The 25,236-nt window shown below is 70.8% G+C and carries 22 protein-coding genes; 12 read left to right on the forward strand and 10 right to left on the reverse strand.

Going from position 1 to position 25,236, the window contains the following annotated elements; genetic code table 11:
• The first annotated feature begins 65 nt into the window (after positions 1 to 65).
• On the forward strand, positions 66 to 2,039 hold the full coding sequence (locus ACFY1E_RS39085) for a GTP-binding protein (protein ID WP_389085028.1): 1,974 nt from the start codon (positions 66 to 68) through the stop codon (positions 2,037 to 2,039).
• Positions 2,040 to 2,133: 94 nt separating this feature from the next.
• Complete coding sequence (locus ACFY1E_RS39090; RefSeq protein ID WP_389085030.1) at positions 2,134 to 3,990, forward strand: cellulase family glycosylhydrolase; 1,857 nt, start codon at positions 2,134 to 2,136, stop codon at positions 3,988 to 3,990.
• A 72-nt stretch (positions 3,991 to 4,062) separates the two neighbouring features.
• Here the strand turns inward: ACFY1E_RS39090 and ACFY1E_RS39095 are convergent, their stop codons facing one another.
• Positions 4,063 to 5,310 (reverse strand): YncE family protein, encoded by a 1,248-nt coding sequence (locus ACFY1E_RS39095; protein WP_389085033.1) that lies wholly within the window; start codon positions 5,308 to 5,310, stop codon positions 4,063 to 4,065.
• A gap of 175 nt (positions 5,311 to 5,485) precedes the next feature.
• On the opposite strand from ACFY1E_RS39095, the gene ACFY1E_RS39100 reads away from it, so the two are divergent.
• The 9 genes from ACFY1E_RS39100 to hypA all read left to right on the forward strand — a co-directional run bounded on the left by ACFY1E_RS39100 (position 5,486) and on the right by hypA (position 13,358).
• Positions 5,486 to 6,148 carry a TetR/AcrR family transcriptional regulator gene (locus ACFY1E_RS39100; RefSeq protein WP_389085035.1) on the forward strand — a complete coding sequence of 221 codons (663 nt, stop codon included), beginning with the start codon at positions 5,486 to 5,488 and terminating at the stop codon, positions 6,146 to 6,148.
• 837 nt (positions 6,149 to 6,985) lie between these two features.
• Positions 6,986 to 8,476, forward strand: a complete 1,491-nt coding sequence (locus ACFY1E_RS39105) for a hypothetical protein (protein ID WP_389085038.1) — start codon at positions 6,986 to 6,988, stop codon at positions 8,474 to 8,476.
• A 1-nt stretch (position 8,477) separates the two neighbouring features.
• On the forward strand, positions 8,478 to 9,566 hold the full coding sequence (locus ACFY1E_RS39110) for a hydrogenase expression protein HypE (RefSeq protein WP_389085040.1): 1,089 nt from the start codon (positions 8,478 to 8,480) through the stop codon (positions 9,564 to 9,566).
• Positions 9,567 to 9,637: 71 nt separating this feature from the next.
• Complete coding sequence (locus tag ACFY1E_RS39115) at positions 9,638 to 11,431, forward strand: nickel-dependent hydrogenase large subunit (RefSeq protein ID WP_389085043.1); 1,794 nt, start codon at positions 9,638 to 9,640, stop codon at positions 11,429 to 11,431.
• On the forward strand, positions 11,424 to 11,966 hold the full coding sequence (locus ACFY1E_RS39120) for a NifU family protein (RefSeq protein ID WP_389085045.1): 543 nt from the start codon (positions 11,424 to 11,426) through the stop codon (positions 11,964 to 11,966). Before ACFY1E_RS39115 ends, ACFY1E_RS39120 begins: the two co-directional genes overlap by 8 nt.
• On the forward strand, positions 11,963 to 12,559 hold the full coding sequence (locus ACFY1E_RS39125) for a DUF5947 family protein (protein WP_389085048.1): 597 nt from the start codon (positions 11,963 to 11,965) through the stop codon (positions 12,557 to 12,559). Before ACFY1E_RS39120 ends, ACFY1E_RS39125 begins: the two co-directional genes overlap by 4 nt.
• Positions 12,560 to 12,600: 41 nt before the next feature.
• Positions 12,601 to 12,807 (forward strand): hypothetical protein, encoded by a 207-nt coding sequence (locus ACFY1E_RS39130; RefSeq protein WP_389085050.1) that lies wholly within the window; start codon positions 12,601 to 12,603, stop codon positions 12,805 to 12,807.
• A 19-nt stretch (positions 12,808 to 12,826) separates the two neighbouring features.
• Entirely contained in the window at positions 12,827 to 13,012 is a 186-nt protein-coding gene (locus ACFY1E_RS39135) for a hypothetical protein (protein WP_389085053.1), read from the forward strand.
• A 7-nt stretch (positions 13,013 to 13,019) separates the two neighbouring features.
• Positions 13,020 to 13,358, forward strand: coding sequence for a hydrogenase maturation nickel metallochaperone HypA (gene hypA / locus ACFY1E_RS39140; RefSeq protein ID WP_389085055.1), 339 nt, complete (start codon positions 13,020 to 13,022; stop codon positions 13,356 to 13,358).
• 55 nt (positions 13,359 to 13,413) lie between these two features.
• On the opposite strand, the gene hypE is transcribed toward hypA, so the two are convergent.
• From hypE to ACFY1E_RS39185, 9 genes are all read right to left on the reverse strand, one after another.
• Entirely contained in the window at positions 13,414 to 14,481 is a 1,068-nt protein-coding gene (gene hypE, locus ACFY1E_RS39145; RefSeq protein WP_389085057.1) for a hydrogenase expression/formation protein HypE, read from the reverse strand.
• Complete coding sequence (gene hypD, locus ACFY1E_RS39150; protein ID WP_389085060.1) at positions 14,474 to 15,607, reverse strand: hydrogenase formation protein HypD; 1,134 nt, start codon at positions 15,605 to 15,607, stop codon at positions 14,474 to 14,476. The genes hypE and hypD overlap by 8 nt, the downstream gene beginning before the upstream one ends.
• Positions 15,604 to 15,921, reverse strand: coding sequence for a HypC/HybG/HupF family hydrogenase formation chaperone (locus ACFY1E_RS39155; protein WP_365846168.1), 318 nt, complete (start codon positions 15,919 to 15,921; stop codon positions 15,604 to 15,606). Before ACFY1E_RS39155 ends, hypD begins: the two co-directional genes overlap by 4 nt.
• Before the next feature lie 3 nt (positions 15,922 to 15,924).
• The gene (gene hypF / locus ACFY1E_RS39160; RefSeq protein ID WP_389085062.1) at positions 15,925 to 18,264 is read right to left on the reverse strand and encodes a carbamoyltransferase HypF; all 2,340 of its coding nucleotides are present in this window, start codon (positions 18,262 to 18,264) and stop codon (positions 15,925 to 15,927) included.
• Positions 18,261 to 19,010 carry a hydrogenase nickel incorporation protein HypB gene (gene hypB / locus ACFY1E_RS39165; protein ID WP_389085064.1) on the reverse strand — a complete coding sequence of 250 codons (750 nt, stop codon included), beginning with the start codon at positions 19,008 to 19,010 and terminating at the stop codon, positions 18,261 to 18,263. Before hypB ends, hypF begins: the two co-directional genes overlap by 4 nt.
• A gap of 46 nt (positions 19,011 to 19,056) precedes the next feature.
• Complete coding sequence (locus ACFY1E_RS39170; RefSeq protein ID WP_389085067.1) at positions 19,057 to 19,653, reverse strand: hydrogenase maturation protease; 597 nt, start codon at positions 19,651 to 19,653, stop codon at positions 19,057 to 19,059.
• Entirely contained in the window at positions 19,650 to 21,368 is a 1,719-nt protein-coding gene (locus ACFY1E_RS39175) for a hydrogenase maturation protein (protein ID WP_389085069.1), read from the reverse strand. The genes ACFY1E_RS39170 and ACFY1E_RS39175 overlap by 4 nt, the downstream gene beginning before the upstream one ends.
• Positions 21,369 to 21,433: 65 nt before the next feature.
• On the reverse strand, positions 21,434 to 21,802 hold the full coding sequence (locus tag ACFY1E_RS39180; RefSeq protein WP_389085072.1) for a low affinity iron permease family protein: 369 nt from the start codon (positions 21,800 to 21,802) through the stop codon (positions 21,434 to 21,436).
• 46 nt (positions 21,803 to 21,848) lie between these two features.
• Positions 21,849 to 23,078 carry a glycosyltransferase gene (locus ACFY1E_RS39185; protein WP_389085127.1) on the reverse strand — a complete coding sequence of 410 codons (1,230 nt, stop codon included), beginning with the start codon at positions 23,076 to 23,078 and terminating at the stop codon, positions 21,849 to 21,851.
• A gap of 185 nt (positions 23,079 to 23,263) precedes the next feature.
• Here ACFY1E_RS39185 and ACFY1E_RS39190 point away from each other — a divergent pair, with 185 nt between their 5' ends.
• Positions 23,264 to 25,231 (forward strand): RICIN domain-containing protein, encoded by a 1,968-nt coding sequence (locus tag ACFY1E_RS39190; protein WP_389085074.1) that lies wholly within the window; start codon positions 23,264 to 23,266, stop codon positions 25,229 to 25,231.
• Positions 25,232 to 25,236 lie beyond the last annotated feature (5 nt).

Consider the following 25,236-nt stretch of genomic DNA (forward strand, 5'->3'; position numbering starts at 1 on the left):
AATGCGAGCACCGTTCATGTCCGCCCAGGAAGGAATGACCCACTCTTCGAAGGACATGACGCTTCGTGCACTTGCTCAACCTTGGCATCCTCGCGCACGTCGACGCAGGTAAGACCAGCCTGACCGAGCGGCTGCTGCACTCGGTCGGCGTGATCGACGAGCCCGGCCGTGTCGACGACGGGAACACCCGCACTGACACCCTCGCGCTGGAGCGGCAGCGCGGCATCACCATCAAGTCCGCCGTCGTCTCGTTCGCGATCGACGACGTGACGGTCAACCTCATCGACACCCCCGGCCACCCGGACTTCATCGCCGAGGTGGAGCGGGTGCTCGGAGTGCTCGACGGCGCGGTCCTCGTCGTCTCGGCCGTCGAGGGCGTCCAGGCGCAGACGCGCGTCCTGATGCGGACGCTGCAGCGGCTGCGCATCCCGACCCTCCTGTTCGTGAACAAGATCGACCGCCGCGGGGCGCGATACGACGGCGTACTGCGGGAGATCCGCGAGCGGCTCACGCCGGCGGTCGTGCCGATGGGGACGGTCGGCGGACTCGGCACGCCCGCTGCCCAGTTCGTGCCGGGACTCCCTGAGGCCGCGCTCGACGTCCTGGCGGACCATGACGACGGGCTGCTCGCCGCCTGGGTGGAGGGCGGTGACATGTCCCATGTAACCCTCCGGGCGGCCCTCACCACCCAGACGGGCCAGGCCCTCGTCCACCCCGTCCACTTCGGTTCGGCCATCACCGGCGCAGGCGTGAACGCCCTGGTCACCGGTATCAAAGAGCTTCTGCCGCCGGCCGACGGCGATCCCGAGGGGCCGGTCTCGGGCACCGTCTTCAAGGTCGAGCGAGGCCCGGCGGGGGAGAAGGTGGCGTACGCCCGCATGTTCTCCGGCACCCTGCGCACCCGCGACCGGATCCCCTTCGGCGAGACGCGCACGGAGGGAAGGGTCACCGCGATCAGTGTCTTCGACCACGGTACCGACGTCCGGGCGGACGGCGTCCCCGCCGGACGGATCGCCAGACTCTGGGGCCTGACCGACATCAGGACCGGCGACGCGCTCGGCGAACCCCGCAAGGCCTACGAGCACTTCTTCGCCCCGCCCACGCTGGAGACGGTGGTCGTCCCGGGCCCGGGCGTGGACACCCGCAAGCTGCATCTGGCGCTCACCCAACTCGCCGAACAGGACCCGCTGATCGACCTGCGCCACGACGAGGTGCGCCAGGAGACCTCCGTGTCCCTCTACGGCGAGGTCCAGAAGGAGGTCGTCCAGGCCACGCTCGCCGAGGAGTTCGGGCTCGACGTCACCTTCCGGGAGACCACCGTCATCTGCATCGAGCGGCCGGCCGGGCCGGGAGCGGCGGTCGAGTTCAACAAGAAGGACCCGAACCCGTTCCTGGCCACCGTCGGGCTGCGCGTCGACCCCGCACCGGTCGGCTCCGGCGTGCAGTTCCGGCTGGAGGTGGAGCTCGGCGCCATGCCCTACGCCTTCTTCAAGGCCGTCGAGGACACGGTTCGCGAAACCCTCGGGCAGGGCCTGCACGGCTGGCAGGTCACCGACTGCACGGTCACCATGACCCACTCCGGCTACTCGCCCCGGCAGAGCCACGCCCACCAGGGCTTCGACAAGAGCATGTCCAGCACCGGCCACGACTTCCGCGGCCTGACCCCGCTGGTCCTCATCGAGGCGCTGCGCCGGGCGGGCACCCGGGTCCACGAACCGATGCACCGCTTCCGCCTCGAAGCACCGGCCGACACCCTCGGCGCCCTGCTGCCGGTGCTGGCCGCCCTGCGTGCCGTGCCGCAGACGACTCGGACGCAGGATGCCGCCTGCGTTCTGGAGGGTGCGGTCCCGGCCGGCCGGGTGCACGAACTGGAGCAGCGGCTGCCCGGACTCACGCGGGGCGAGGGCGAGTTGGAGAGCGCCTTCGACCACTACGCACCGATCACCTACGGAACGGTTCCCGAACGTCCGCGCACCGACCACAACCCCCTCAACCGCAAGGAGTACCTGTTGAACGTGACGCGTCGCGTGACGGGCTGAGGTGGCTGAGAAGGAACGCTCCTCGAAAATCCTGAAACTTACTCAAGAGTCAGAAGTATTGACGGTGTCCGGAAATCACCGGACTGTAGTGGACATGCCGAATATCCGGACACGTCTGCTCCTTGTGCTGGTTGTCCTCTTCGGATCCCTGACGGTGGCGGGCGCACCCTCCGCCACCGCCGCGACCCTTCCCGACTCCCTCTGGTTCGACGCATCGCCTCTGACGGTGCAGAACGGCAGATTCGTCGACGGCAACGGCCGCGAGGTCGTGCTGCGCGGCTACAACGTCTCCGGCGAGACCAAGCTGGAGGAGAACAGCGGCCTGCCCTTCGCCTCGGTCGCCGACGCGAAGAAGTCCGCGACCGCGCTGCGCGCCCTCGGCGGCGGCAACTCGGTCCGCTTCCTGCTGTCCTGGGCGCGCGCAGAACCCACCCGCGGCACGGTCGACACCGCCTACCTGGCCGCCGTCACCGCGCAGATGCAGGCCTTCCTCGATGCAGGCATCCGCGTGTATCCCGACTTCCACCAGGACCTCTACTCCCGCTACCTCTTCAACTCGGGCAGCTGGTACACGGGCGACGGCGCACCCAAGTGGGCCGTGGCGCTGGGCGGTTATCCGCAGGAGTCGTGCGGGATCTGCCTCTTCTGGGGTCAGAACATCACCCAGAACCAGGCCGTGACCAAGGCGCAGTACGACTTCTGGCACAACAACCACGGCCTGCAGGACGCCTTCCTCGCCACCGCCCAGAAGACCATGGCCTACGTCGAACAGCACCTGAGTGACGCGGAGTTCGCGGGCGTCGTCGGCTTCGACCCGTACAACGAGCCCTTCGCGGGCAGCTACGACTCCGGGCAGAGCAGCCGGAGTTGGGAGCAGAGTCTGCTGTGGCCCTTCTACCAGAAGTTCCGGGCCCGGATGGACGCGGCAGGCTGGCAGGACAAACCGGCCTTCGTCGAACCGAACCTCTTCTGGAACGCCAACATCGACTCCCAGAAGCAGGAGGGCGGACTGCTGGACGCCGGCACGCTCGGCCCGCGCTACGTCTTCAACACCCACTTCTACGACCAGAAGGCCATCTCCGGCATCTTCATGTGGGGCAACGCGTCCGACGGGCAGTACGCGAAGGACTTCGGCACCATCCGCGACCGGGCGTCCGCCGCCGGGACGGCCGCCGTGGTCAGCGAGTTCGGCCATCCCCTGTCCGGATCAGTGGCGGGCAAGGCCCCCACGGTCGACAAGGCGATGTACCAGGCCCTCGACTCCCGGCTGCCGGGTTCGGGCTGGTGGTCGAGCCCGGCCTCCTCCGGCCCGGTCCTCTCCGGCAACCAGTGGCAGTGGGACATCTACAACGGCCGCCACCATGAGCTGATGAACGACAACCCCGACAAGGTCAAGACGTCGGGCGACGCCTGGAACGACGAGGACCTCTCCGTCGTGAAGCTGGACGACTCCGGCGCGGTGACTCTCCGTCAGGACGCCCGGCTCCTCGACCGCGTCTATCCGAGCGCGACGGCCGGTACGACGCTCGCCTTCACCTACGAGGACCGGTCACGCGACGGTTCCACGACCCTGACCTGGAACCCGGTGCCGAGTTCACTGCCGAACGTGTCCCAGCTGGTCGGCTCCGGCCAGTACGGGCTGCTCGTGTGGAAGTCGGGCAGTGGCACGGCACCCACCGAACTGCACCTGCCCGCCTCGTTCCCGACCGCGACGACCACCGTCGTCTCCGACCTCGGCACGGTCTACGGCCCGCCGGCGTACGCGACCTCGACACCGGTCGCGGCGGCTCCCGAGCCGGGCGGCACGGGCAGCCGGCGCCTCCTGCTCACCGACTCGGACTCCGGCGTCCTGCACTACGCGCTGGTGACCAATGGGGCAACGGCGCCATCGGCGAGCCTGCTCAGCGCGGCCAGGGCCGAGCTGGCCACCTGGGCGGAGGCACACTTCTGAGTCGAGGGATCGGGCGGGCCGACAGGCCGACGGCGCCGGACTGCATCGTCCGGCGCCGTCGGTGAGGTGGGATCAGCTCGCGGAAGGACCCGTCCACCCGGCCTGCACATGGCCGAGCCGTACCCGCTGCGGATGGTCCCCGACCGGCACGGACGTGACCTTCTGGCCGGTCGTGAAGTCGATCGCCGTGACCTGGTCGGCGCCGCTCTCGGAGATGATGCAGTCCTTGCCGTCGCCGCTGACCGTGGCCCAGTACGGGGTGGACGCGGTGACGAGCGGGCCCTCCTGGAGGGTGGCCCGGTCGACGACGGTGGCGTAGTTGTCCATCGTCCCGGCGACGCACAGCTTGCCGCCGTCGGGGCTCATCGAGATGCCGTGGTGGCGCGAGTCCAGCAGCCAGGTGGTGCGGTCGGTGCTGGTCGCCGGGTTCACCGGCAGCGTCTTCACTCGGGTGATCTTGTCGGTGGCGATGTCGTACTCCAGGAAGCCGTTGAAGAACGACACCTGGAAGTACATCTTCGACCAGTCGGGGGTGAAGGCGGCGGGCCGCACCGCATCGGAGAAGTCCTTCAGGCCGATCGCGTCCAGCCGGTCGCGCATGTCGATGGTCCTGACCGTCTTGTACGTGGTGGCGTCGACGACGGTGATGTGACGGTCGCCCTTGGTCCAGTCCGCCGACGGGTCGTCGAGGGAGGTGGTGACCTCGCCGATCGCCATGTTCCAGATGTACTTGCCGCCGTTGGTGAAGACGTTCTCGTGCGGCTTGTCACCGGTGCCGAACTCGCCCAGTTCCTTGCCGGTGTTGATGTCCAGCACCTGCACCTTGTCGGCGGTGGACGCGGAGACCGCGACCTTGGTGCCGTCGGGGGAGACGGCCATGTGGTCGGCACGGTAACCGGCCACCGGGAAACGCCAGTTGATCTTGTCGGTGGCCAGGTCGATGGAGACGACATCGGCGAAGCTGGGCCGGGAGACGACCACGGAGGTGCCGTCGGGGGTGGAGTACATGTCGTCGACGTACTGGTCGTGGCCCTGGCCGACCTGGTTGCGGATGGCCGTGTAGTAGATCCACTTGATGGGGTCGGCGTTGATCTCCGCGATGCGCTGCGCCTTGTCGGGAACGACGTTGATCTTCCCGACCTCGGCGAAGTCGCCGGACGACTTCAGGACGGTGGCGGTGCCGTCCCAGTTGTTGCCCACGAACAGCACCTCGCGCAGCGCTGCGGACGAGTCGGCGGTGGCGGCGGTTGCGGGTGCGGCGACGGTCAGGACGAGGGCGGCGGCTACGGAGCAGATGTGCCTGGATCTGAAGGCAGGCATGAGTGCTCTCTCCTCTGCGGGCGGGTGTGATGAGGGCATGCCAAAGGAAATTAAGGCCGAATCTGAAAACTGGCGCGTTCAGATTCTTACTTACTGGAAAGTAAGGAAGGGGTGCCCTTCTCCACAAGACTGCGTACACGACAAAATTGGCGCGGCGGGCGACAAGGGAGGCTCAGTGGCGGGAAGGCTCAAGGCGCCGACCGGACGGTACGGCGGCAAGACCGCCGCGGAACGGCAGGCCGAGCGGCGCAGGCGATTCCTGGACGCCGCCCTCGAACTCTTCGGTGGCGATCCCGGCTACCGCGCCACCACGGTCGCGGCACTCAGCGAGGCCGCGGGCCTGTCCACCCGCCAGTTCTACGAGGAGTTCCGCACCCTCGAGGACGTGCTGGCCGCGCTGCACCTCCAGGTCAACGACTGGGCCGAGGAGGCCGTACTGACCGCGTTCGCCGAGGCCCAAGGGCTCCCGCTCGCCGAGCGCGTCACCGCCATCTTCCGGGCCTACGCCCGGAACGTCACCGGCGATCCACGCCGGATCAGGATCACCTTCGTCGAGATCATCGGCGTCAGCGCACGCCTGGAGGAACAGCGCCTGGCCCGCCGCTCCCGCTGGGTGGACCTCATCTGTGCCGAGGCGGACAGTGCCGCCGCCCACGGAGAGGCGGCGCCCCGCGACTACCGCATCGCGGCGACGGCCTTCATCGGCAGCGTCAACGGGCTGTTGCACGACTGGAGCGCCGGCTGGGTGAACGCCACGCTCGACGAAGTGGTGGACGAACTGGTCCACCAACTGCTCGCGTTTCTGCGCCCGCCGGGGTGGACGACTCCGACGGGTTGAAACGGCGCGGTGCTCCCGCCGCTCGGCGGCACGGGGCCTTCGCCGGGCAGGGGCGCGGTGCGCCTGCCGGGCTATGGTGTGGTGCTCCCGCCGGGCTATGGCGTGGTGCCTCCGCCTGACCGCGGCGCGGTACGCCTTCTGGCCATGGCGCGGTGCCCCTGCCGGCCCCGCGGCGCAGTCCCCTGCGGGCCATGGTGTGGTGTTGCTGCCGGTTCATGGCGTGGTGCTTTCGCCGGGCCGAGGCGTGGTGCCCTGCCCGGCTATGGCGTGGCGCTATCGCCGTGTTATGGCGTGGTGTCTTCGCCTGACCGCGTCGCGGTGCCCCTGCCGGGCTATGGCGCGGTGGCTTCGTCGGCCCGCGGAGCGGTGCCCTGCCGGGGCATGGTGGGGCGTTCCCGCCCCCTCGTGGCGTGGGGCCTTCGCCTGACTGCGTCGTGGCGCTCCCGGCCGCCCCCCGGCGCGGTGCCCTGTCGGGCCATGGCGTGGCGCCCCTGCCGGCTCACGGCGCGACGCCCTGGCCATGGTGTGGCGTTCCCGCAGGCTCATGGCGCGGCGTTCCTGCTGGGCTAGGTGTTGTGCCTTCGCCTGGCCGCGGCGTGGCGCTGCTCGGCGTGGCGCTTCCGGCCGCCCCCCCCGCGCGGTGCCCCGCCGGGCCTGTGACGACTTCTGCCGCCGAGCGGCCGACGACACTCCCATCCGCTTTGCCGCGGACCGCCCCCACCACTCCGAGTGACCCCCCGAACGGCTCAGTGACGATGCGCCGGAGGAGGCGAGGGTGCGTAGGTGGTGTGACGGTGGTGGAAGGCATGGGCGTGCATGCGGTGACGAGGAGGCGCGATGTCGCAGGGTTCGGTCGAGGGCGGCATGGCGCCCCCCGCCACGAGGGACGCCCCGGGTCTGCCGGCCGACCGGTCCCGGCACGGCTTCGAGCAGTTGAGTGCCGTCGCCGACGCGATCCTGTATGAGGGCTACCTGCTCTATCCCTACCGTCGGTCGTCGGCCAAGAACCGCGTCCGCTGGCAGTTCGGAGTGCTCTTCCCGCGGGCCTGGGTGGAGCAGGACGGCCCGGTCGTCCCCAATGTGTCAGGCTCCGCCGACTCCTGGTACCAGCAGACCGAGGTGCTGCTGAGGATCCGGCAGCCCGGCGCAACCCTGCGGCTGAGGCTTCGATACCTCCAACTGCAGCGCAAGCAGGTGGAGGAGACCGGCCACGGCCGCCTCCGAGAGGTCGAGTCGCTGCGCACCGACGACGGCACGGTGCATCTGACCTTCGACGAGGCCGTGCCGTGCGAAGTGGACATCGCGGTCCCGCTGGACGACCTCCTCCAGGGCGAACGCATTTTTCCGGCGGGAGCGGCGGCCGGCAGGGACATCGAGGCCCTGCCCTCGGGCGTAGGGCGCGTGGTGCGCCGTCGCGAAGAGGTACGGGCCGATGTCACCCTCGGCGCCGAGCAGTTGGGGGAGAACCTCTGCCGTCTCAGGGTGTGCACCACCAACACGGGACCTGCGCCGGATCCGCGGGCCACGCGCGAGAAAGCGCTGAGTGGCGCGCTCATCGCCGCGCACACGCTGATCGGCGGTGACGGCCTCGAATTCGTCTCACTGATCGATCCGCCCGAGGACCTGCGGGCCCACGCGGACAGGTGCCGGAACGAATTCACCTTCCCCGTCCTCGGCGGCGAACCCTCCACGTCCCGCACCGGCGCCACGGGCCACGTCCTGCTCTCCTCGCCGATCATCCTTCCCGACCATCCGCAGGTGGCCCCGGAGAGCCCCGGGGATCTGCACGACGCCGCGGAGATCGACGAGATCCTCACGCTGCGCACCATGCTGCTGACGGACGAGGAGAAACGCGAGGCACGCGCCACCGACCCACGGGCCGCCGCGATCCTCGACCGGGTCGACACCATGCCCCCGGAGGTCTTCGCACGGCTGCACGGCGCCGTCCGCTCCCTGGCCCCGGCCAACCCTTCGCCCCCGCCCACCGAACGCCCCGCCTGGTGGCAGGAGGGCGCCGACGACGGACTCTCCCCGTCCACCGACACGGTGCTCGTCGACGGTGTCCCCCTCGGCGGCGGCAGCCGCGTAAGGCTTCGGCCACGCAGCCGGGGCGCCGACGCCCAGGACATGTTCCTGGCCGGACGGACCGCCGAAGTGGCCGCCGTCTTCCACGACGTGGACGGCAGCGTCCACCTCGCCGTCACCCTCGACGACGACCCCGCAGCCGAACTGCACAGCTGGTACGGCCGTTTCCACTACTTCCGGCCCGACGAACTCGAACCACTCCAGCCCACCGACTCCGACACCCCCCGCACCGGAGGCCGTTGACATGACGACACACAGCAGCACCACCGAGGTCAGCGCCGAACCCGGCCGCGGCGAGGAACGGCAGGGCTTCGACGAGCTCCACATCCTCTGGATCTCCGAGGGCATGAGCTGCGACGGCGACACCGTCTCCCTGACGGCCGCCGACCAGCCCTCCATCGAGGACCTGGTCCTCGGCCTGATCCCGGGCCTGCCCAAGGTGAACCTGGTCAACAAGGTGCTCTCCCCGAGCCTGGGCGGCGAGGACTTCCTCGCCCCCTACCGGGCCGCGGTACGCGGCGAACTGGCCCCGTTCATCCTCGTCATCGAGGGCTCGATCCCCAACCAGAACATCATCGAGGGCGACGGCTACTGGACGTCCTTCGGCAACGACCCCGAGACCGGCGAACCGCAGACCCTCAACTGGTGGATCGACCAACTCGCCCCCAAGGCCTGGGCGGTGGTGGCCGCCGGCACCTGCGCCACCTTCGGCGGCATCCACGCCATGGCCGGCAACCCGACCGGCTGCATGGGCCTCGCGGACTACCTGGGCTGGGACTTCAGGTCCCAGGGCGGCCTGCCCGTGGTGAACGTCCCCGGCTGCCCGATCCAGCCCGAGAACTTCATGGAGACCCTGATCTGGGTCCTCTACCACGCGGCCGGCTCCGCTCCGCCGCCCCCGCTCGACCACATGCTGCGCCCGCAGTGGCTGTTCGGAAAGACGGTCCACGAGGGCTGCGACCGCGGCTCGTACTACGAGCAGGGCAACTTCGGCAAGGACTACAACTCGCCCAAGTGCCTCGTGAAGACGGGCTGTTGGGGCCCGGTCGTCAACTGCAACGTCCCCAAGCGCGGCTGGATGGCGGGCATCGGCGGCTGCCCGAACGTCGGCGGCATCTGCATCGGCTGCACCATGCCCGGCTTCCCCGACGCGTTCATGCCGTTCATGGACGAGCCGCCCGGCGGAACACTCTCCTCGATGATCGTCAAGCCGTACGGGGCCGTCATCCGCCGACTGCGCGGCTTCACGAACGAGCTGGTCAACCACGAACCCAAGTGGCGCCACAACAAGCGGAAGCTGACCAGCGGTTACGACCCGCACTGGCGTCCCTGACACCGCCCGACCCGCACACCCTCACCACGGACCGACCTACGGAACAGCGACAGCAAGGGGCAGTAACAGCGATGACCACAACCGAGGCCCGGCCCACGGGACGCAAGCCGCCGCAGCTCGTGGACATGTCCTGGGACCCGATCACCCGCATCATCGGGAACCTGGGCATCTACACGAAGATCGACTTCGCCAACCGGGAAGTCGTGGAGTGCCACAGCACGTCGTCGCTCTTCCGCGGCTACTCGGTGTTCATGAAGGGCAAGGACCCCCGGGACGCGGGTTTCATCACCTCCCGCATCTGCGGCATCTGCGGCGACAACCACACCACCTGCTCCGACTACGCCCAGCAGATGGCCTACGGGGTCAAACCGCCACGGCTCGCCGAGCACATCGTCAACCTCGGCGAAGCCGCCGAGTACATGTTCGACCACACGATCTTCCAGGACAACCTGGTCTTCGTGGACTTCTGCGAAGCCATGGTCAAGGCCACCAACCCCGGTGTGCTGGCCCGCGCCGAACGCTCCGACGCCCCCCGCGGGGACATCCACGGCTACCGGACCATCGCCGACATCATGAAGGCCTTCAACCCCTTCGAGGGCGAGGTCTACAAGGAGGCCCTGAAGGTCAGCCGGGTCACCCGCGAGATGTTCTGCCTGATGGAGGGACGCCACGTCCACCCCTCCACGCTGTACCCGGGCGGCGTGGGCACGCTGCCGCAGCCGACCGTCTTCACCGACTACCTCAGCCGCCTCATGCGGGTCATCGACTTCGTCAAGAAGGCCGTCGCCATGAACGACGACGTCTTCGACTTCTTCTACGAGGCACTGCCCGGCTACGAACAGGTCGGCAACCGCCGCATCCTGCTGGGCTGCTGGGGCGCGTGGCAGAACCCCGACGTCGTCGACTACCGCTACGAGAACATGAACACCTGGGGCAAGGCGATGTACGTCACCCCCGGCATCGTCGTCGACGGCGAACTGGTCACCAACAACCTCGTCGACATCAACCTCGGACTGCGGATCATGCTCGGCAGCTCGTACTACGAGGACTGGGTGGGCGAGCAGCCCTTCGTCACCCACGACCCGCTGGGCAACCCCGTCGACATGCGCCACCCGTGGAACCAGACCACCGTGCCGGTCCCGCAGAAGCGGAACTTCGACGACAAGTACAGCTGGGTGATGAGCCCGCGCTGGTACGACGCGCGCAGCGGCGACCACCTCGCCCTGGACACCGGCGGCGGCCCGCTCGCCCGCCTCTGGTCCACCGCGCTGAGCGGACTGGTCGACACCCCGTACATCAAGTCCACCGGCCACAGCGTGCGCATCTCGCTGCCCAAGGGCGAGTCGCTGCCGGAGACCACCCTGGAGTGGCGCATCCCGAAGTGGAGCAACACCATCGAACGGGACCGCGCCCGGCCCTACTTCGTCGCCTACGCGGCGGCCATGGCCCTGCAGTTCCTGGACGAGGCCATGGGTCTGGTGCGCGACGGCGACACCAAGGTCTTCGAGAACTTCGAGGTGCCGGACGAGGCCATCGGCTGCGGCTTCCACGAAGCGGTGCGCGGAGTCCTCTCCCACCACCTGGTGATCAAGGACAAGAAGATCGCCAACTACCACCCGTACCCGCCCACTCCGTGGAACGCCAGCCCCCGCGACAAGTTCGGCACCCCCGGCCCCTACGAGGACGCCGTCCAGGGACAGCCGATCTTCGAGGAGAACGGACCGGACGACTTCAAGGGCGTCGACATCATGCGCACCGTCCGCAGCTTCGACCCCTGTCTGCCGTGCGGCGTGCACATGTACGTCGGCAAGGGCAAGACCCTGACCACCCTGCACTCGCCGACGTACGGCGCGAACCATGGCTGAGCCCGAGCGGCTCGCGGACCCGGCCGTCGTGGCCCGGCTGACCCGGCTCGACCAGCTGCTGGAAGAACTCGAGTCCACGCCCGGACCCGCCACCCGCCCCGCAGTCGAGACGGTACGGCTGCTGACCGAGGTCTACGGCGAGGCGCTCGCCCGGGTCATGGACCACGCGGACGCGCAGTTGGCCGAACGCCTCGCCGACGACGAGCTGGTGGGGCACCTGCTGGTTCTGCACGCGATCCACCCCGAGCCCGTAGAGCGCCGTGCGGCCCGCGCGGTCGAGCGACTGCGGCCCGCCGTACAGGAACGCGGCGGTGACGTGGAGTGGGCCGGCGTGGACGGTGCGGTGGGCCGCGTACGGCTGACGGCGGGCGGCGGCTGCGGCTCCGGCTGCGGCGGCGGGACGGGCGACGTCACCGCCGCCGTCCGGGAGGCGGTGCTCGCCGTGGCCCCGGAGCTGACGGAGGTGGAGCAGGTGCAGACCACCGCCCCGGCCTTCGTACCGCTGACGACGCTCACCCACCGAGGCACACCGTGACCACGGACGGCGCGCTCGCCCGCCTCATCCGCTCCTCCGCCGAGGCCACGCCGGCGGCTGAGACGGAGCGGTGCGACCTGTGCGCCGCGCCGGTGCCCGAGGAACACCGCCACCTGTACGACACCGCCGACGACGAGGTGCGCTGCGCCTGCGGGCCCTGCTCGGTGCTGTTCGCCGACAGCGGCGCGGGCGACGGGCACTACCGGCTCGTCCCCCGCAGGCGGATCAGGCTCCCCCGGGTGGACACTGAGATCCTGGGCGTGCCCGTCGGGCTGGTGTTCTTCGTGCCCCGGTCCGACGGCACGGTCACCGCCGAGGGCCCGAGCCCGGCCGGGGCCATGCGGTGGGAGGTCGACGCCGGGGCCTGGCAGCGGCTGACCGCGACCTGTCCGCAGCTCGCGTCCGTGGAACCCGACGTGGAGGCACTGCTCGTGAACACCGTCCACGGCCTCGACCACCACTGGATCGTCCCGGTCGACGACTGCTACCGGATGATCGCCGTCGTACGCCGGGAATGGCGCGGCCTGTCCGGCGGCGGCCGGGTCTGGCCCGCCGTCGAGCGGTTCTTCGACGACCTCACCGAGCGGCCATGACCATGCCTCCGCGGCGCGGAGGCGAGAAAGGAGAACACCCCATGGGCAACATCAGAGTCGGCCGACCCCAGGCCAAGCCCGACGCCACCGGGCATGTGCCCGGCATGCATCAGGGCAACACAGGGCCCTACGGCCGCCAGACCGGACACCACAAGGACGGCACCGCCGACGCGCGCCGCTCCACCGGGATCCATTGGAAGCGGCACGACGCCCTCCTCGACGTCATGCCGAACATCCCCCCGGGATGAGGAACGACAGGGAGCCGGAATGAAGGTCCAACGATCAGACGGCGCACAGAGCGCAACGACGGGACGGCAGCTGCTGATCGCGGAGGCCGCCCTGGCCGGTGCCGTGGCCCTGGCGCTGTTCGTCCATGAGTTGCCGAGCATCAGGCGCGAGTTGCGGATCTACCGGTTGGCCGGCGGCTTCCGCGCAGGCCGCCGCTATCCATGAGCCGACCGTGCACGAGTTGTCGATCGCGACCGCGATCATCGAGCGGGCCGACGAGCTCGCCCGGGCGGACGGGACGGACGCCGTCTCGGCGGTGACCGTGCGGGTCGGCGAGCTGGCCGGGGTCGTACCCGACGCACTGAGTTTCGCGTTCGAGGTGGCCCGCGACGGCACCGCTCTCGCCGCGGCCCGGCTCGTGGTGGAGCGGGTCCCGGCGCACGCCTACTGCGGCGCGTGCGCGCAGGAGTTCCCGGTGGGTATGCCCCCGTTCTTCTGGTGCCCGCACTGCGACCGGCCCTCCAACGACCTGCGCAGCGGCCGGGAACTGGAGATCACCGGGATCGAGTGACATGCACGAGGCCCCGCCGCAGCTCGATGCTGCGGCGGGGCCTCGTGCGTCGGGCTCAGCAGATCCGCGGGAGCTGCTCGCCGAGCGGCAGGTCCACCACCCGGGTGCCGCCGAGGCCGGTGGAGACCACGACCATCCCCGGGTGCTCGGCCACACACTCGCCGATCAGCGTGGCCCCGGCGCCCTGCGGGTGGGCGCGCATCGCCGCGAGGACCTCCTCCGCCGCGGTCGGTGGCACGAAGGCGACGAGCCGGCCCTCGTTGGCGACGTAGAGCGGGTCGAGGCCCAGGAAGCCGCAGGCGTTGGCGACGGCGTCCGGCACCGGAATGGCCCGCTCCTGGAGGCGGACACCGGTACCGGAGGCGCGGGCGATCTCGTTGAGCGACGCGGCCAGACCGCCACGCGTGGGATCGCGCAGGACGTGGAGGTCGGGCGTGACCGCCAGCATCGCCGCCACCAGGTCCGCGAGCGGCGCGGTGTCGCTGGCGAGCTCCACACCGAACTCCAGCCCCTCACGCACGCTCATGATCGCCACCCCGTGCAGGCCGATCGGACCGCTGACGATGACGGCGTCACCGGGCCGCGCACGCTGGGGACGGATGTCCACCCCGTCGGGGACGAGCCCCACACCGGCGGTGGTGACGTACACGCCGTCGCCGTGCCCGGACTCCACCACCTTGGTGTCACCCGTGGCAACGACGACCCCCGCCGCCTCGGCCGCCGCGCCCATGGCCCGCGCGATCCGCTCGACCACGGTCAGTTCCACGCCCTCTTCCAGTACGAAGGCCGCGGACAGATAGGCGGGCCTGGCACCGCTCATCGCGAGGTCGTTGACCGTGCCGTTGACGGCGAGGTCGCCCAGGCAGCCGCCGGGAAAGAACAGCGGTCTGACCACATAGGAGTCGGTGGAGAACGCCAGCCGCGCGCCGCCCAGTTCGAGGACGGCGGAGTCGGCGAGCGCGGCGAGGGTGGCATTGCCGTAGGCGGGGGCGAAGACCTGCTCCATCAACTCGGCGGACAGGGCGCCGCCTCCGCCGTGGCCCATGACCACCACGGGCTGGTCGCGAAGCGGCGCTGGACAGGTCCAGGCCGCGGGGTCCACGGTTTCGAAGAGTTCAGGCAACGGGGTTCATCTCCTCCCGCGCGGCCTTCGGCGTCGCGGAGTTCATCCGGCGGTAGAGGTAGTAGGCCGCGCAGGCGCCCTCGCTGGAGACCATGGTGGCGCCGAGCGGGGTGCGCGGGGTGCAGGTGGTGCCGAACGCGGCGCACTCGGTCGGCTTGATCAGTCCCTGGAGCACCTCTCCGGCGCGGCACTCGGCGGGCTCCTCGGTGCGGATCCCGGTGACGTCGAAGCGGTGCTCGGCGTCGAACGCGCGGAACGCCTCGGTCAGCCGCCAGCCGCTGAGCGGGATGGGCCCGATGCCCCGCCAGTTGCGGTCGGTGACCTCGAAGACCTCCTCGATCATGCGTACGGCGGCCGGGTTGCCGTCCTCACGCACGGCACGCGGGTACGCGTTCTCCACCCGGTGCTCCCCGCGCTCCAGCTGGCGCACCGCCCGGCGGATGCCCTCCAGGATGTCCAGCGGCTCGAAACCGGTCACCACGAGCGGCACCCGGAACCGCTCGGCCAGTTCGGGGTACTCGGCCGTGCCCATCACGCTGCACACGTGTCCGGCGGCCAGGAAGCCCTGCACCCGGCATTCGGGGGCCGTCATGATGGCCTCGATCGCCGGGGGAACCCGCACATGCGACACCAGCAGGCTGAAGTTGGTCAGCCCGAGACGGCGCGCCTGGTGCACGGCCATCGCGTTGGCGGGAGCCGTGGTCTCGAAGCCGATGGCGAAGAAGACCACCTCCCGGTCCGGGTTGCGGCGGGCCAGCTCCAGGGCGTCGAGCGGTGAGTACACCACGCGTACGTCGCCGCCCTCGCCCTTGACCCGGAACAGGTCCCGGTCCGTGCCCGGAACCCGGAGCATGTCGCCGAAGGAGCAGAAGATCACCCCGGGGCGCGCGGCGATCTCCAGTGCCTTGTCGATGACCTCCAGCGGGGTGACACACACGGGGCAGCCGGGGCCGTGGATCAACTCGACCTGCTCCGGCAGCAGTTGGTCGATGCCGTGCCGGATGATGGAGTGCGTCTGCCCGCCGCACACCTCCATCAGGGCCCACGGCCGGGTGGCGGTGGCGCGGATCTCGTCCAGCAGGCGCCGGGCCAGATCGGGGTCGTTGAACTCGTCGATGTACTTCACCGGGCCTCGCTCTCTCGTGGTTCCTCGCTCACGGCGGCGACTCCCGCGTCCCGCGACGCCTGCTCCCAGGCGTCGCCGAACTCCTCCTCCAGCAGCCCGAGTTCCTCGAAGAGCTGCAGGGAGGCCAGCGCCGATTCCTCGTCCAGGCGCTGGAGAGCGAACCCGACGTGCACGATGACGTACTCGCCCACCCGCACGTCCGACACGTATTCCAGACACGCCTGTTTCTGCACACCGCCGAAGTCGATCAGCCCGGTGAGCGGGTCGGCACTGTCGTCGATGGCCACGACCTTGCCGGGCACTGCCAAACACATGGGTCACTCCTCTTGTCGTTCGTGCGCCGCGACCACGAGTTGTCCAAGGGCCAATCCGCCGTCGTTCGGGGGGACTTCACCGTGCCGCAGCACCGCGAAGCCGTCCTCGGCCAGCAGCCGTGTGCACTCCTCCTCCAGCAGTGCGTTGGCGAAGACCCCGCCGCTGAGAGCGACCGTGGCCAGGCCGGTGTCCCGGCGCGCCTGCCGGGAGATCTCCAGGACCGCCCGGGCGACGCCCCGGTGGAAGCGCGCCGCGAGCACGGGGACCGGCGTGCCGCGCCGCAGATCGGCGACCAGTGCGCGAAGCACCGGTGCCGGGTCGCACAGGCCGGGGCCGATACCGAAGGTGTACGCCGAGGTGTCGGCGTCCCGGGCCGAAGCGGCCGCGGCCTCCAGCTCCAGGGCGGCCTGGGCCTCGTATCCCGCGCGGTGGCACACCCCCAGCAGGGAGGACACCGCGTCGAAGAGCCGGCCCATGCTGGAGGTGGCCACGCAGGCAACCCCGCGCGCCAACTGCCTTTCCAGCAGTTCCAGTTCCGTCGACGAGCAGGCGGCGACGCAGGGCAGGTCCGTGTCCCACCGCAGGCCCGCGGCCCACAGCCGGGCCAGCGCCAGCCGGCATGGGTTGGCGACCCCGGCGTCTCCGCCGGGCAGCGGGGCGGGGGAGAGGTGGGCGAAGCGCCGGTGGCCCCTGTAGTCGGCGAGCAGGATCTCGCCGCCCCAGACGGTGCCGTCGTCGCCGTAGCCCGTTCCGTCGAAGGCGACGCCGATCACGGGTGCGGTGCCGTCGAGGCCGTGCTCGGCCATCGTCGAGGCGATGTGCGCGTGATGGTGCTGCACGAACACCGGTGTACGCCGGGGCAGTTGGGCGGCGCGGCGGCGGGCCCAGCGGGCCGAGTGGTAGCCGGGGTGCCGGTCGGCTGCGACGAGTTCGGGGGTGACACCGCTCAGCCGCCGGATGTGCTCCTCCGCCCGCTCGGCGGCCTCCAGCGTGGTCAGTTCGCCCATGTCACCGATGTGCGGGCCGAACCAGGCCTGATCGCCCTCGCCGACACACAGTGCGTTCTTGAGGTCGCCGCCCACCGCGAGCGCGGGCCGCACGGCGACCGGCACCCGCAGCGGGCGGGGCACATACCCCCGGGACCGGCGCAGCACCTGCTCGCTGCCGTCGGCGCGCACCCGCAGCAGGGAGTCGTCGCACGGTGAGGCGATCGCCCGGTCGTGGGTGAGCCAGGCGTCGGCCAGCCCGTCCAGCCGGGTCAGCGCCTCCTCGTCGTCCGTGACGATCGGTTCCCCCGACCGGTTGCCGCTGGTCATGACCAGCACACGAGGGCCCGGCGGATCGCCGGGCAGGCCCAACAGCAGGGTGTGCAAAGGGGTGTAGGGCAGCATCACGCCGAGCTGCGGGCTGCCGGGGCAGACGCCGGGAGCGAGGCGCAGGTGCGCGGCCGGTGTCCGCGGGCGCAGCAGGACGATGGGGCGGCGCGGGCCGGTGAGCGCCGCGCGCTCGGCAGCGGAGACCTGGGCGATCCCCTGCACGGTGTCCAGATCCGCGCACATCACCGCGAACGGCTTGCCACCACGCTCCTTCCGGGTGCGCAGTGTGTCGACGGCGCGTGCGTCGGTGGCGTCACAGGCGAGGTGATAGCCGCCGAGGCCCTTGACGGCGAGGACGCGGCCCGCTGCCAGCAGCGACCGCGCCGCTTCCAGGGCGTCGCCGTCCCGTGCAGGACGGATACCGCTGCCGGCCGCCGGCACCAGCCGCAGCCGGGGACCGCACTCCGGGCAGGCGACGGGCTGGGCGTGAAAGCGCCGGTCGGCGGGGTCGCCGTACTCCCGGGCGCACGCGGGGCACATGGGGAAGCGGGCCATCGTGGTGACCGCCCGGTCGTACGGCATCCCCGTGGCGATGGTGAAGCGGGGGCCGCAGTGGGTGCAGGTGACGAACGGGTGCCGGTGGCGGCGGTCGGCCGGATCGGCCAGCTCCCGCAGACAGTCCTCGCAGGCCGCCGTGTCCGGCGGGAGCAGCGTACGGCCCGCGGACCGTTCGGTGGCACGGATGGTGAAGGCGTGGTCCGCGCCCGTGGCGGGCAGGTCCTCGACGCCGACGCCGGTGACGGCGGCCAGCGGTGGCGGCTCCGTGGCCAGAAGGCCGCAGAAACGGGCGACAGCGTCGGGCGGGCCCTCCACCTCGATGACCACGCCGCTCGCCGTGTTGCTCACGAACCCGGCCAGCGCGAGATCGGTGGCCAGGCGGTGTACGAAGGGGCGGAAACCCACGCCCTGCACCGTGCCGCGCACCAGGACGCGGCGCCGTACCGCCTGCGCGGCCGGGGCGGTCACGAGACGCGGCCGGCCGCGAGGCCCGGAGCCTGGTGCGCGTGCTGGTGGCCGTGGGGGTGCGGCGCGAGGGGAGGCCGGTGCACGGGGGCTCCGTCCCGCGCGGCGAGGACCCGGTCCAGCACGGTGGCGACGCCGGCGCCGTCACGGGCGCAGGTCCGTACGACCTCCACCCCGGGATTGACCTGCTGCACATGGGCGACGAAGGCGGCCTGGTCAAAACCGGCGGGCTCGGCCAGATCGGTCTTGGTGAGCACGACCAGATGGGCGGAGCCGAAGGCCGTGGGGTACTTGAGCGGCTTGTCCTCGCCCTCGGTGACCGCCATGAGGACGATCCGCAGGCTCTCGCCGAGGTCGTAGGCCGCCGGGCAGACGAGATTGCCGACGTTCTCCACGAACAGCACCGCGGTGTCCTCGGGCAGCCAGCCGTGCACATGGCCGCTGAGCTGCCGCGCCTCCAGATGGCACAGCCCGTCGGTCAGCAGCTGTTTGACGGGCGCGCCCGACCGGGCGAGCCGGTGGGCGTCGTTCTCGGTCGCCAGGTCGGCGGTGAGCGCGGCCACCGGGATGCGGCGCTTGACCGCCAGGGCCAGCACCTGCCCGAGCAGTTCCGTCTTGCCGCTGCCCGGGCTGGACAGCAGGTTGACGACGGCGACCCCGCGTCGGGCCAGTTCGACGCGCAGGCTCGCGGCCAGGCCGTCGTTCTTCGCCAGGACGGCCTGGGTGACGTCGTCCATGGACTCGCACATGGGCGCTGCTCCTCGCGGTCGTTCGAGGGAGATGGGTGTCGGTGCGTCACCGATCCTCGATGCCGCCGGCCACCGGGAGCGGGACCTCGGCCGCGGACAGGTCCGTGGATTCGTCCGGGCGGCTCAACGAAGGCGTGGCCGCGGGGTCGGCGAGCAGTGCCGGGACCAGGGTGTGCAGGGCTGCGACGGCCCGGTCGACCGCCCCGCGAACCGCTGCGCTGATGCCCGGGGCGATGTCCTCGTCGCCGCGCGGCCGTACCTCGGGCTCGCAGGCGAGGACGAGGACCCGCGGCAGCGGCTCGTCGCCCAGGTGGGCGGCCAGGGCCAGCACCTTGGCCGGATCCATGCCATGGGCCTCGGGCGGGGCGGCGCCCGTGGTGCCCTCGGGCAGTTCCGGCTCGATCAGCGACAGGGTGCCCGGTCGGTGCCCCCGCGCGGCCGCGTCGACCAGGACGGCCACGTCGTAGCCGTCGAGCAGTTCGTACGCGAGATCCAGACCGCGGATGCCGAAGTCCCGGACCCGGACCCCGGGAGGCAGCGGCCGCCGGGCCAGGGCCTGGATCACCTCGGGCCCGAAGGCGTCGTCCGAGAGGAAGATGTTGCCGACGCCCGCCACCAGCAGCCGGGCACCGGACCCCGTCACCGGACATCCCCGGCGACCGGGTCACCCACTGGGGTCAGGGGCCGGGCCCCGCCGTTCGGCAGCTTGCGGACGAAGGCGGTACGCAGGGCATGGTAGGGGGCCTGCGGATCGAAGAAGATGGCACGCATACGGGCGAGTTCGTCCCGCCGGTACTCCGCGAGCGGCTGCCGTGCCTCGTCCGCCTGGCGTGCCGCGGCCTTCGCGGCGATCCGCTGCGGGAGGTCCGGGTCGTGGGCGAGTTCGGCCGCCAGCCGTTCGACCTCGGCGGTGAACTCATGCGGCGGGGCCTGCACCAGACGGTCCACCAGGCCGATCCGTGCGGCGCTCGCGGCGCTCAGCGGCAAGGCCTCGGCCGTCAGTCGCTCGGCCGTCTCGGTTCCGACGCGGCGCGGCAGGGTGTACGTCCAGAACTCCGACCCGTACAGGCCCATCCGCCGGTAGTGCGGGTTGAGGACGCTGCCCGTGCGGCACCACACCTGGTCGGCGGCCAGGGCGAGCATGACGCCGCCGGCCGCGGCGTTGCCGCCGAGCGCCGCCACCACCATCCGGTCGGTGGTGCGCAGCACCGCCTCGACCAGGTCGTCCAGGGCGTTGAGGTTGGACCAGGACTCGCCGGCGGGGTCGGCGGCCGCCTCGATGACGTTGAGGTGGATGCCGTTGGAGAAGAAGTCGCGGGCCGCGCCCAGCACCAGCAGTGAGGTGGGGCGGGTGAGCGCGTACCGGTAGGCGGCCAGCAGCCTGCGGCAGTGGCCGGTGCTCATCGCCCCGCCGGGGAAGGAGAAGCTCAGGAATCCGACGTCGCCGTGCTGCCGGTAGCGGATGTCGCTCCAGGTGATCCGGCCGGAGGGCAACTCGAGCGGAGCCGCGACCTCCGGCAGCGAGGGGCCCGGGAACGACGCGAGCACGGAGGCCGCCGGGCGGCGGAACGGCGCCGGGTCGCCGGAGGCCTTGCGGGGCCGCAGTTCCGGAATCCACACCGCCCCGTCCCGGGTGGCCCGGCACACGGCCCCGGCACGCGTCGCGAGCAGTTCGCCGGGCCGTCCGTGCAGCCGGTCCTCGGGATGCCCGCCGTGCAGGAACATCTCCTGTCCGCAGAGTTCGTCCAGGACTCCCGGCTGGGAGTCGGCCCCGCGGAGTTTGCGCAGGACCGTCTCCGTCGTGTCGGTCTCCCAGTCGATCCTTCGCTGCTCGCGACGGAAGAAGTCGCGCCAGACCACCCGGATCGCGGGATCGCTCTGCGGCTGCGGCTTGAACGATCCGTCGGCGTACCGCCGCACCGCCAGCCGGACGGCGGCCGAGGCGGCGTCGGAGGCCTCGCCCCGGTACAGGTTGCTCTTGCCGACCGGTGGCACCGGGAAGGACCCGGCCGCCCACACGGCGCCCGCGTCCATGGCCGCCTCGGCCTGCAGCACCGTCACCCCCCAGTGCAAGGCACCCTCGGCGATCGCCCAGTCCAGGGAGGACGGGCCGCGGTCGCCGGGCGGCCCCGGGTGCACGATGAGGCAGGTGTGCCCCTGCCAGATGTCCTCCGGCAGCGCCGTCTTCAGCATCGGGGCGATGATCAGATCCGGGCGGGTCTCGTGAACGGCGGTCCGGACCGCCTCGGCGCCGTGCGAGGCGAGCACGACGTCCACGTGGTGCCCTTCGTCGGACAGTTCCGCGTACACACGCTGGGACAGGCTGTTGAACGCGCTGGCGACGAGCAAGATGTCCATGACGCGGATGATCGTCGGTATACGGAAGGGCGAGAAGGACCGCGGCGGCGTTTCGTGGTCCGGTGTCAGGTCTCTTCCTCCATCCGGATCGCATTCCTCAGGTCCTCGAACGCCTCACTGTGGTCGCCGCGGTGCCCTTCGAGCAGGGCGGCGGCGATCGCGTCGAGCTTGCGCTGGACCGCGTGCTCGGCGCGCATCTCGGCGTTCTTCAACAGCGCCAGGAGCAGCAGGGTCACCGCGGTCATGGACCCGCTCGCGAGCAGGAGCAGCTCGATTCTCAGATGCGCCAGATGGGAGGCCACGAAGAAGGCGATGAGCGTCAGACAGACCAGGAAGAAGAGCGGGGAGCTGGTGAAATTGGAGGCGTATTCGGCGAATTGATCGAACCGGCCGCGCCGCGGGCCACCGCGCTGAACGGGACTCTTGAAGGTCATGAGCGAGACTTACCCCGCCGTCCGCGCGGAGGGCGCCCCTGGCCTCCTAGCCACCCCACCGGTCCACTGCCGCCAGCACCGGAGCCACCCCGTCCTCGCCGCGGATGCGTGCCCCGAGCGTCTCGGCGCGCCGGGCGAAAGCCGGGTCCCTGGTGGCCCGCATCAGCGCCGTGGCCAGCGTGTCGGGGGTGAGGCGGCGCAGCGGCAGCGTGCGGGGGGCGACGCCCAGTGAGACCAGGCGGGCGGACCAGAAGCCCTCGTCGAACTGGATCGGCACCGGCACGGCCGGCACCCCGGCGCGCAGACCCGCCGCCGTCGTGCCCGCCCCCGCGTGGTGGACCACGGCGGCCATGCGGGGGAAGAGCACGGAGTGCGGGACCTCGTCCACGCCCAGCATGTCGTCTTCCGAGGCCTCCAGGCCGGCCCAGCCGCGCTGGATCACTCCGCGCAGCCCGGCCCGGCGCAGGGCGCGCACGATGCAGGCGCTGAGCCGCTCGGGATCGGGCACGGTCGCGCTGCCCAGGCCCACGAACACGGGCGGCGGCCCCGCGTCGAGGAAGTCCCTTACAAGACCAGGGAGTTGAGGTTCTGCATCGTACGGCCACCAGTATCCGGTCACCGACAGGCCCGGCCGCCAGTCGTCCGGCCGCGGCACCACCAGCGGGCTGAATCCGTGCAGCACCGGCCGCCCCTGCCGCTCCCGCGCCCGCCAGGCCGCGGCGACACTCATCCGGGGCAGCCCCAGCCGCTGCCGTACCGCAGGCAGCGCCCCGGCGAAGACCTGTTCCACGGCCAGGCCGACCCCGTGCCCGGCGATCCGGTTGCCCACCGCGCCCAGCGAGCGGGCCCCCAGCATCGGCGGCCCGAACTCCCGTGTCGGAGCGAGAGGTTGAAGGGGCACGTCCAGGGAGGGCAGCGACAGCCCCTCCGCGATGGTGTGTCCCAGCGGACCCACCGAACCGGACAGCAGCAGCATGTCGCCTGACCGGGCGGCCGCCACCAGATCGTCCGTCATCCTGCCGACCAGCGCCCGCGCCATCGCGACCACCCGCACCAGCTTGCCCACGCCGGTCGCACTGCGATGCAGCCCGCGCCCCCGCGAGGACTCCAGCTCCGCCAGCGGGTCGACGGGCAGCGGATGGAAACGCACCTTCGACCCGGCCACGAGCGGCTCGAAACGGGCGTGCGTCACCAGGGTGACGTCGTGCCCGGCGCGGGAGAGCCCGTGTCCGAGTCCGGTGTACGGAGCGACGTCGCCCCGGGATCCCGCCGTCATGATCGCGATGCGCACGACGGCCAGTATGGCGCCGGCACACCCCTTTCAGCGAGAACGCCCCGTCGAGACAGGCGAGTTCACGCTTGTCGCTTCCGTTGACTTGACGCTTGCGGTGGCTCTACTTTCGGCGCGCAACGCGTTCGGAACATCGATCCTCGTTCGATATGTCGAATGAATGGAGCCGCATGTACCCTCCTCCGCGCTCGACCCGCAGAGGTCTCGCAGCCCGCTGCAGAGCCGCCGCCGTACGCCTCCTCGCCCTCGCCGTCACCGCGGCCGCCGCACTCCTGTTCGCGGCACCCGCCCCCGCCCAGGCCGCGACGACCCGTCAGATGGCCGTGCCCACCGCCCCGATGGGCTGGGCCTCCTGGAACAGCTTCGCCGCCAAGATCGACTACAACGTCATCAAGCAGCAGGTCGACGCCTTCGTCGCGGCGGGGCTGCCGGCGGCCGGCTACAAGTACATCAACATCGACGAGGGCTGGTGGCAGGGCACCCGCGACAGCGCCGGCAACATCACCGTCGACACCGGTGAGTGGCCCGGCGGGATGAGCGCCATCGCCGACTACATCCACAGCAAGGGCCTCAAGGCCGGTATCTACACCGACGCCGGCAGGAACGGCTGCGGCTACTACTACCCGACGGGCCGCCCCGTCGCCCCGAACACCGGCAGCGAGGGCCACTACGACCAGGACATGCTGCAGTTCTCCAAGTGGGGCTTCGACTTCGTCAAGGTCGACTGGTGCGGTGGAGACGTCGAGGGACTCGACGCGGCGACGGCGTACCAGTCGATCAGCGACGCGGTCGCCAAGGCGACGGCCACCACCGGCCGGCCGCTCACCCTCTCCATCTGCAACTGGGGCAAGCAGAACCCCTGGAACTGGGCGCCGGGCCAGGCCCCGATGTGGCGCACCAGCACGGACATCATCTACTACGGGAACTCGCCGTCGATGACGAACCTGATGTCCAACTTCGACCAGGCCCTGCACCCCACCGCCCAGCACACCGGCTACTACAACGACCCGGACATGCTGATGGTCGGCATGGACGGCTTCACCGCCGCCCAGAACCGCACCCATATGAACCTGTGGGCCATCTCCGGAGCGCCGCTCCTGGCCGGCAACAACCTCGCCACGATGACATCGGAGACCGCCGGCATCCTCAAGAACCCCGAGGTCATCGCCGTCGACCTGGACCCGCGCGGCCTCCAGGGCGTGAAGGTCGCCGAGGACACGACCGGCCTGCAGGTGTACGGCAAGGTCCTCTCCGGCACCGGCAACCGTGCCGTCGTCCTCCTCAACCGCACCTCCTCCGCCCAGAACATCACCGCCCGCTGGTCCGACCTCGGTCTGACGAACGCGTCCGCAACCGTGCGGGACCTGTGGGCGCGCGCCGATGTCGGTACCTACGGCACCGGTTACACCACCAGCGTTCCGGCGGGCGGCTCGGTGATGCTGACGGTCACCGGCGGGACGGAGGCGGCCGGCAGCTCGTACACCGGTACCTCGGGCTTCTCGGGCGTGGCCGCCGGGAGCACCGGCATCAAGGTCGTCGACGTGTCGTACACCAACAACACCTCCACGGCCCGCACCGGCACCCTCAAGGTCAACGGCCAGGTGGCCACCACGGTCTCCTTCCCGCCGACGGGCGCCGGCCCGGGCACCATCTCGGTCCAGGTCGGTCTGTCCAAGGGGTCCGCCAACTCGCTCACCTTCTCCGGCGCCCCGCCCCTCGACTCGATCACCGTCAGACCCCTGCCGGGCGCCAACGGCTCCCAGGTCGTCGGCAAGCAGTCCGGACGCTGCCTGGACATCTACAACAACACGATCACCAACGGCACCCAGGGCGAGCTGTGGGACTGCAACGGTGGCCAGAACCAGGCCTGGACGTACACCTCCCGCAAGGAACTCGTGGTGTACGGCAACAAGTGCCTGGACGCCTACAACCAGGGCACGACCAACGGCACCAAGGTCGTCATATGGGACTGCAACGGCCAGAACAACCAGAAGTGGAACGTCAACAGCGACGGCACCATCACCAACGTCAACGCCGGCCTCTGTCTCGACGCCTACAACAACGGCACGGCCAACGGCACCTCCATCGTGCTGTGGTCCTGCGGCACGGGCGACAACCAGAAGTGGACGCTGTCGTAGGCCCG

It is taken from the genome of Streptomyces sp. NPDC001604 (genome assembly GCF_042893475.1).
Lineage (GTDB): Bacteria > Actinomycetota > Actinomycetes > Streptomycetales > Streptomycetaceae > Streptomyces.

What these genes read in the sequence shown, in the direction of transcription:
- ACFY1E_RS39090 (WP_389085030.1), top strand. Translation starts at nt 2,134, where the DNA reads ATGCCGAATATCCGGACACGTCTGCTCCTTGTGCTGGTTGTCCTCTTC.
- ACFY1E_RS39095 (WP_389085033.1), bottom strand. Translation starts at nt 5,310, where the DNA reads ATGCCTGCCTTCAGATCCAGGCACATCTGCTCCGTAGCCGCCGCCCTC.
- ACFY1E_RS39105 (WP_389085038.1), top strand. Translation starts at nt 6,986, where the DNA reads ATGTCGCAGGGTTCGGTCGAGGGCGGCATGGCGCCCCCCGCCACGAGG.
- ACFY1E_RS39110 (WP_389085040.1), top strand. Translation starts at nt 8,478, where the DNA reads ATGACGACACACAGCAGCACCACCGAGGTCAGCGCCGAACCCGGCCGC.
- ACFY1E_RS39115 (WP_389085043.1), top strand. Translation starts at nt 9,638, where the DNA reads ATGACCACAACCGAGGCCCGGCCCACGGGACGCAAGCCGCCGCAGCTC.
- ACFY1E_RS39120 (WP_389085045.1), top strand. Translation starts at nt 11,424, where the DNA reads ATGGCTGAGCCCGAGCGGCTCGCGGACCCGGCCGTCGTGGCCCGGCTG.
- ACFY1E_RS39130 (WP_389085050.1), top strand. Translation starts at nt 12,601, where the DNA reads ATGGGCAACATCAGAGTCGGCCGACCCCAGGCCAAGCCCGACGCCACC.
- ACFY1E_RS39135 (WP_389085053.1), top strand. Translation starts at nt 12,827, where the DNA reads ATGAAGGTCCAACGATCAGACGGCGCACAGAGCGCAACGACGGGACGG.
- ACFY1E_RS39155 (WP_365846168.1), bottom strand. Translation starts at nt 15,921, where the DNA reads ATGTGTTTGGCAGTGCCCGGCAAGGTCGTGGCCATCGACGACAGTGCC.
- hypB (WP_389085064.1), bottom strand. Translation starts at nt 19,010, where the DNA reads ATGTGCGAGTCCATGGACGACGTCACCCAGGCCGTCCTGGCGAAGAAC.
- ACFY1E_RS39175 (WP_389085069.1), bottom strand. Translation starts at nt 21,368, where the DNA reads ATGGACATCTTGCTCGTCGCCAGCGCGTTCAACAGCCTGTCCCAGCGT.
- ACFY1E_RS39180 (WP_389085072.1), bottom strand. Translation starts at nt 21,802, where the DNA reads ATGACCTTCAAGAGTCCCGTTCAGCGCGGTGGCCCGCGGCGCGGCCGG.
- ACFY1E_RS39185 (WP_389085127.1), bottom strand. Translation starts at nt 23,078, where the DNA reads ATGACGGCGGGATCCCGGGGCGACGTCGCTCCGTACACCGGACTCGGA.
- ACFY1E_RS39190 (WP_389085074.1), top strand. Translation starts at nt 23,264, where the DNA reads ATGTACCCTCCTCCGCGCTCGACCCGCAGAGGTCTCGCAGCCCGCTGC.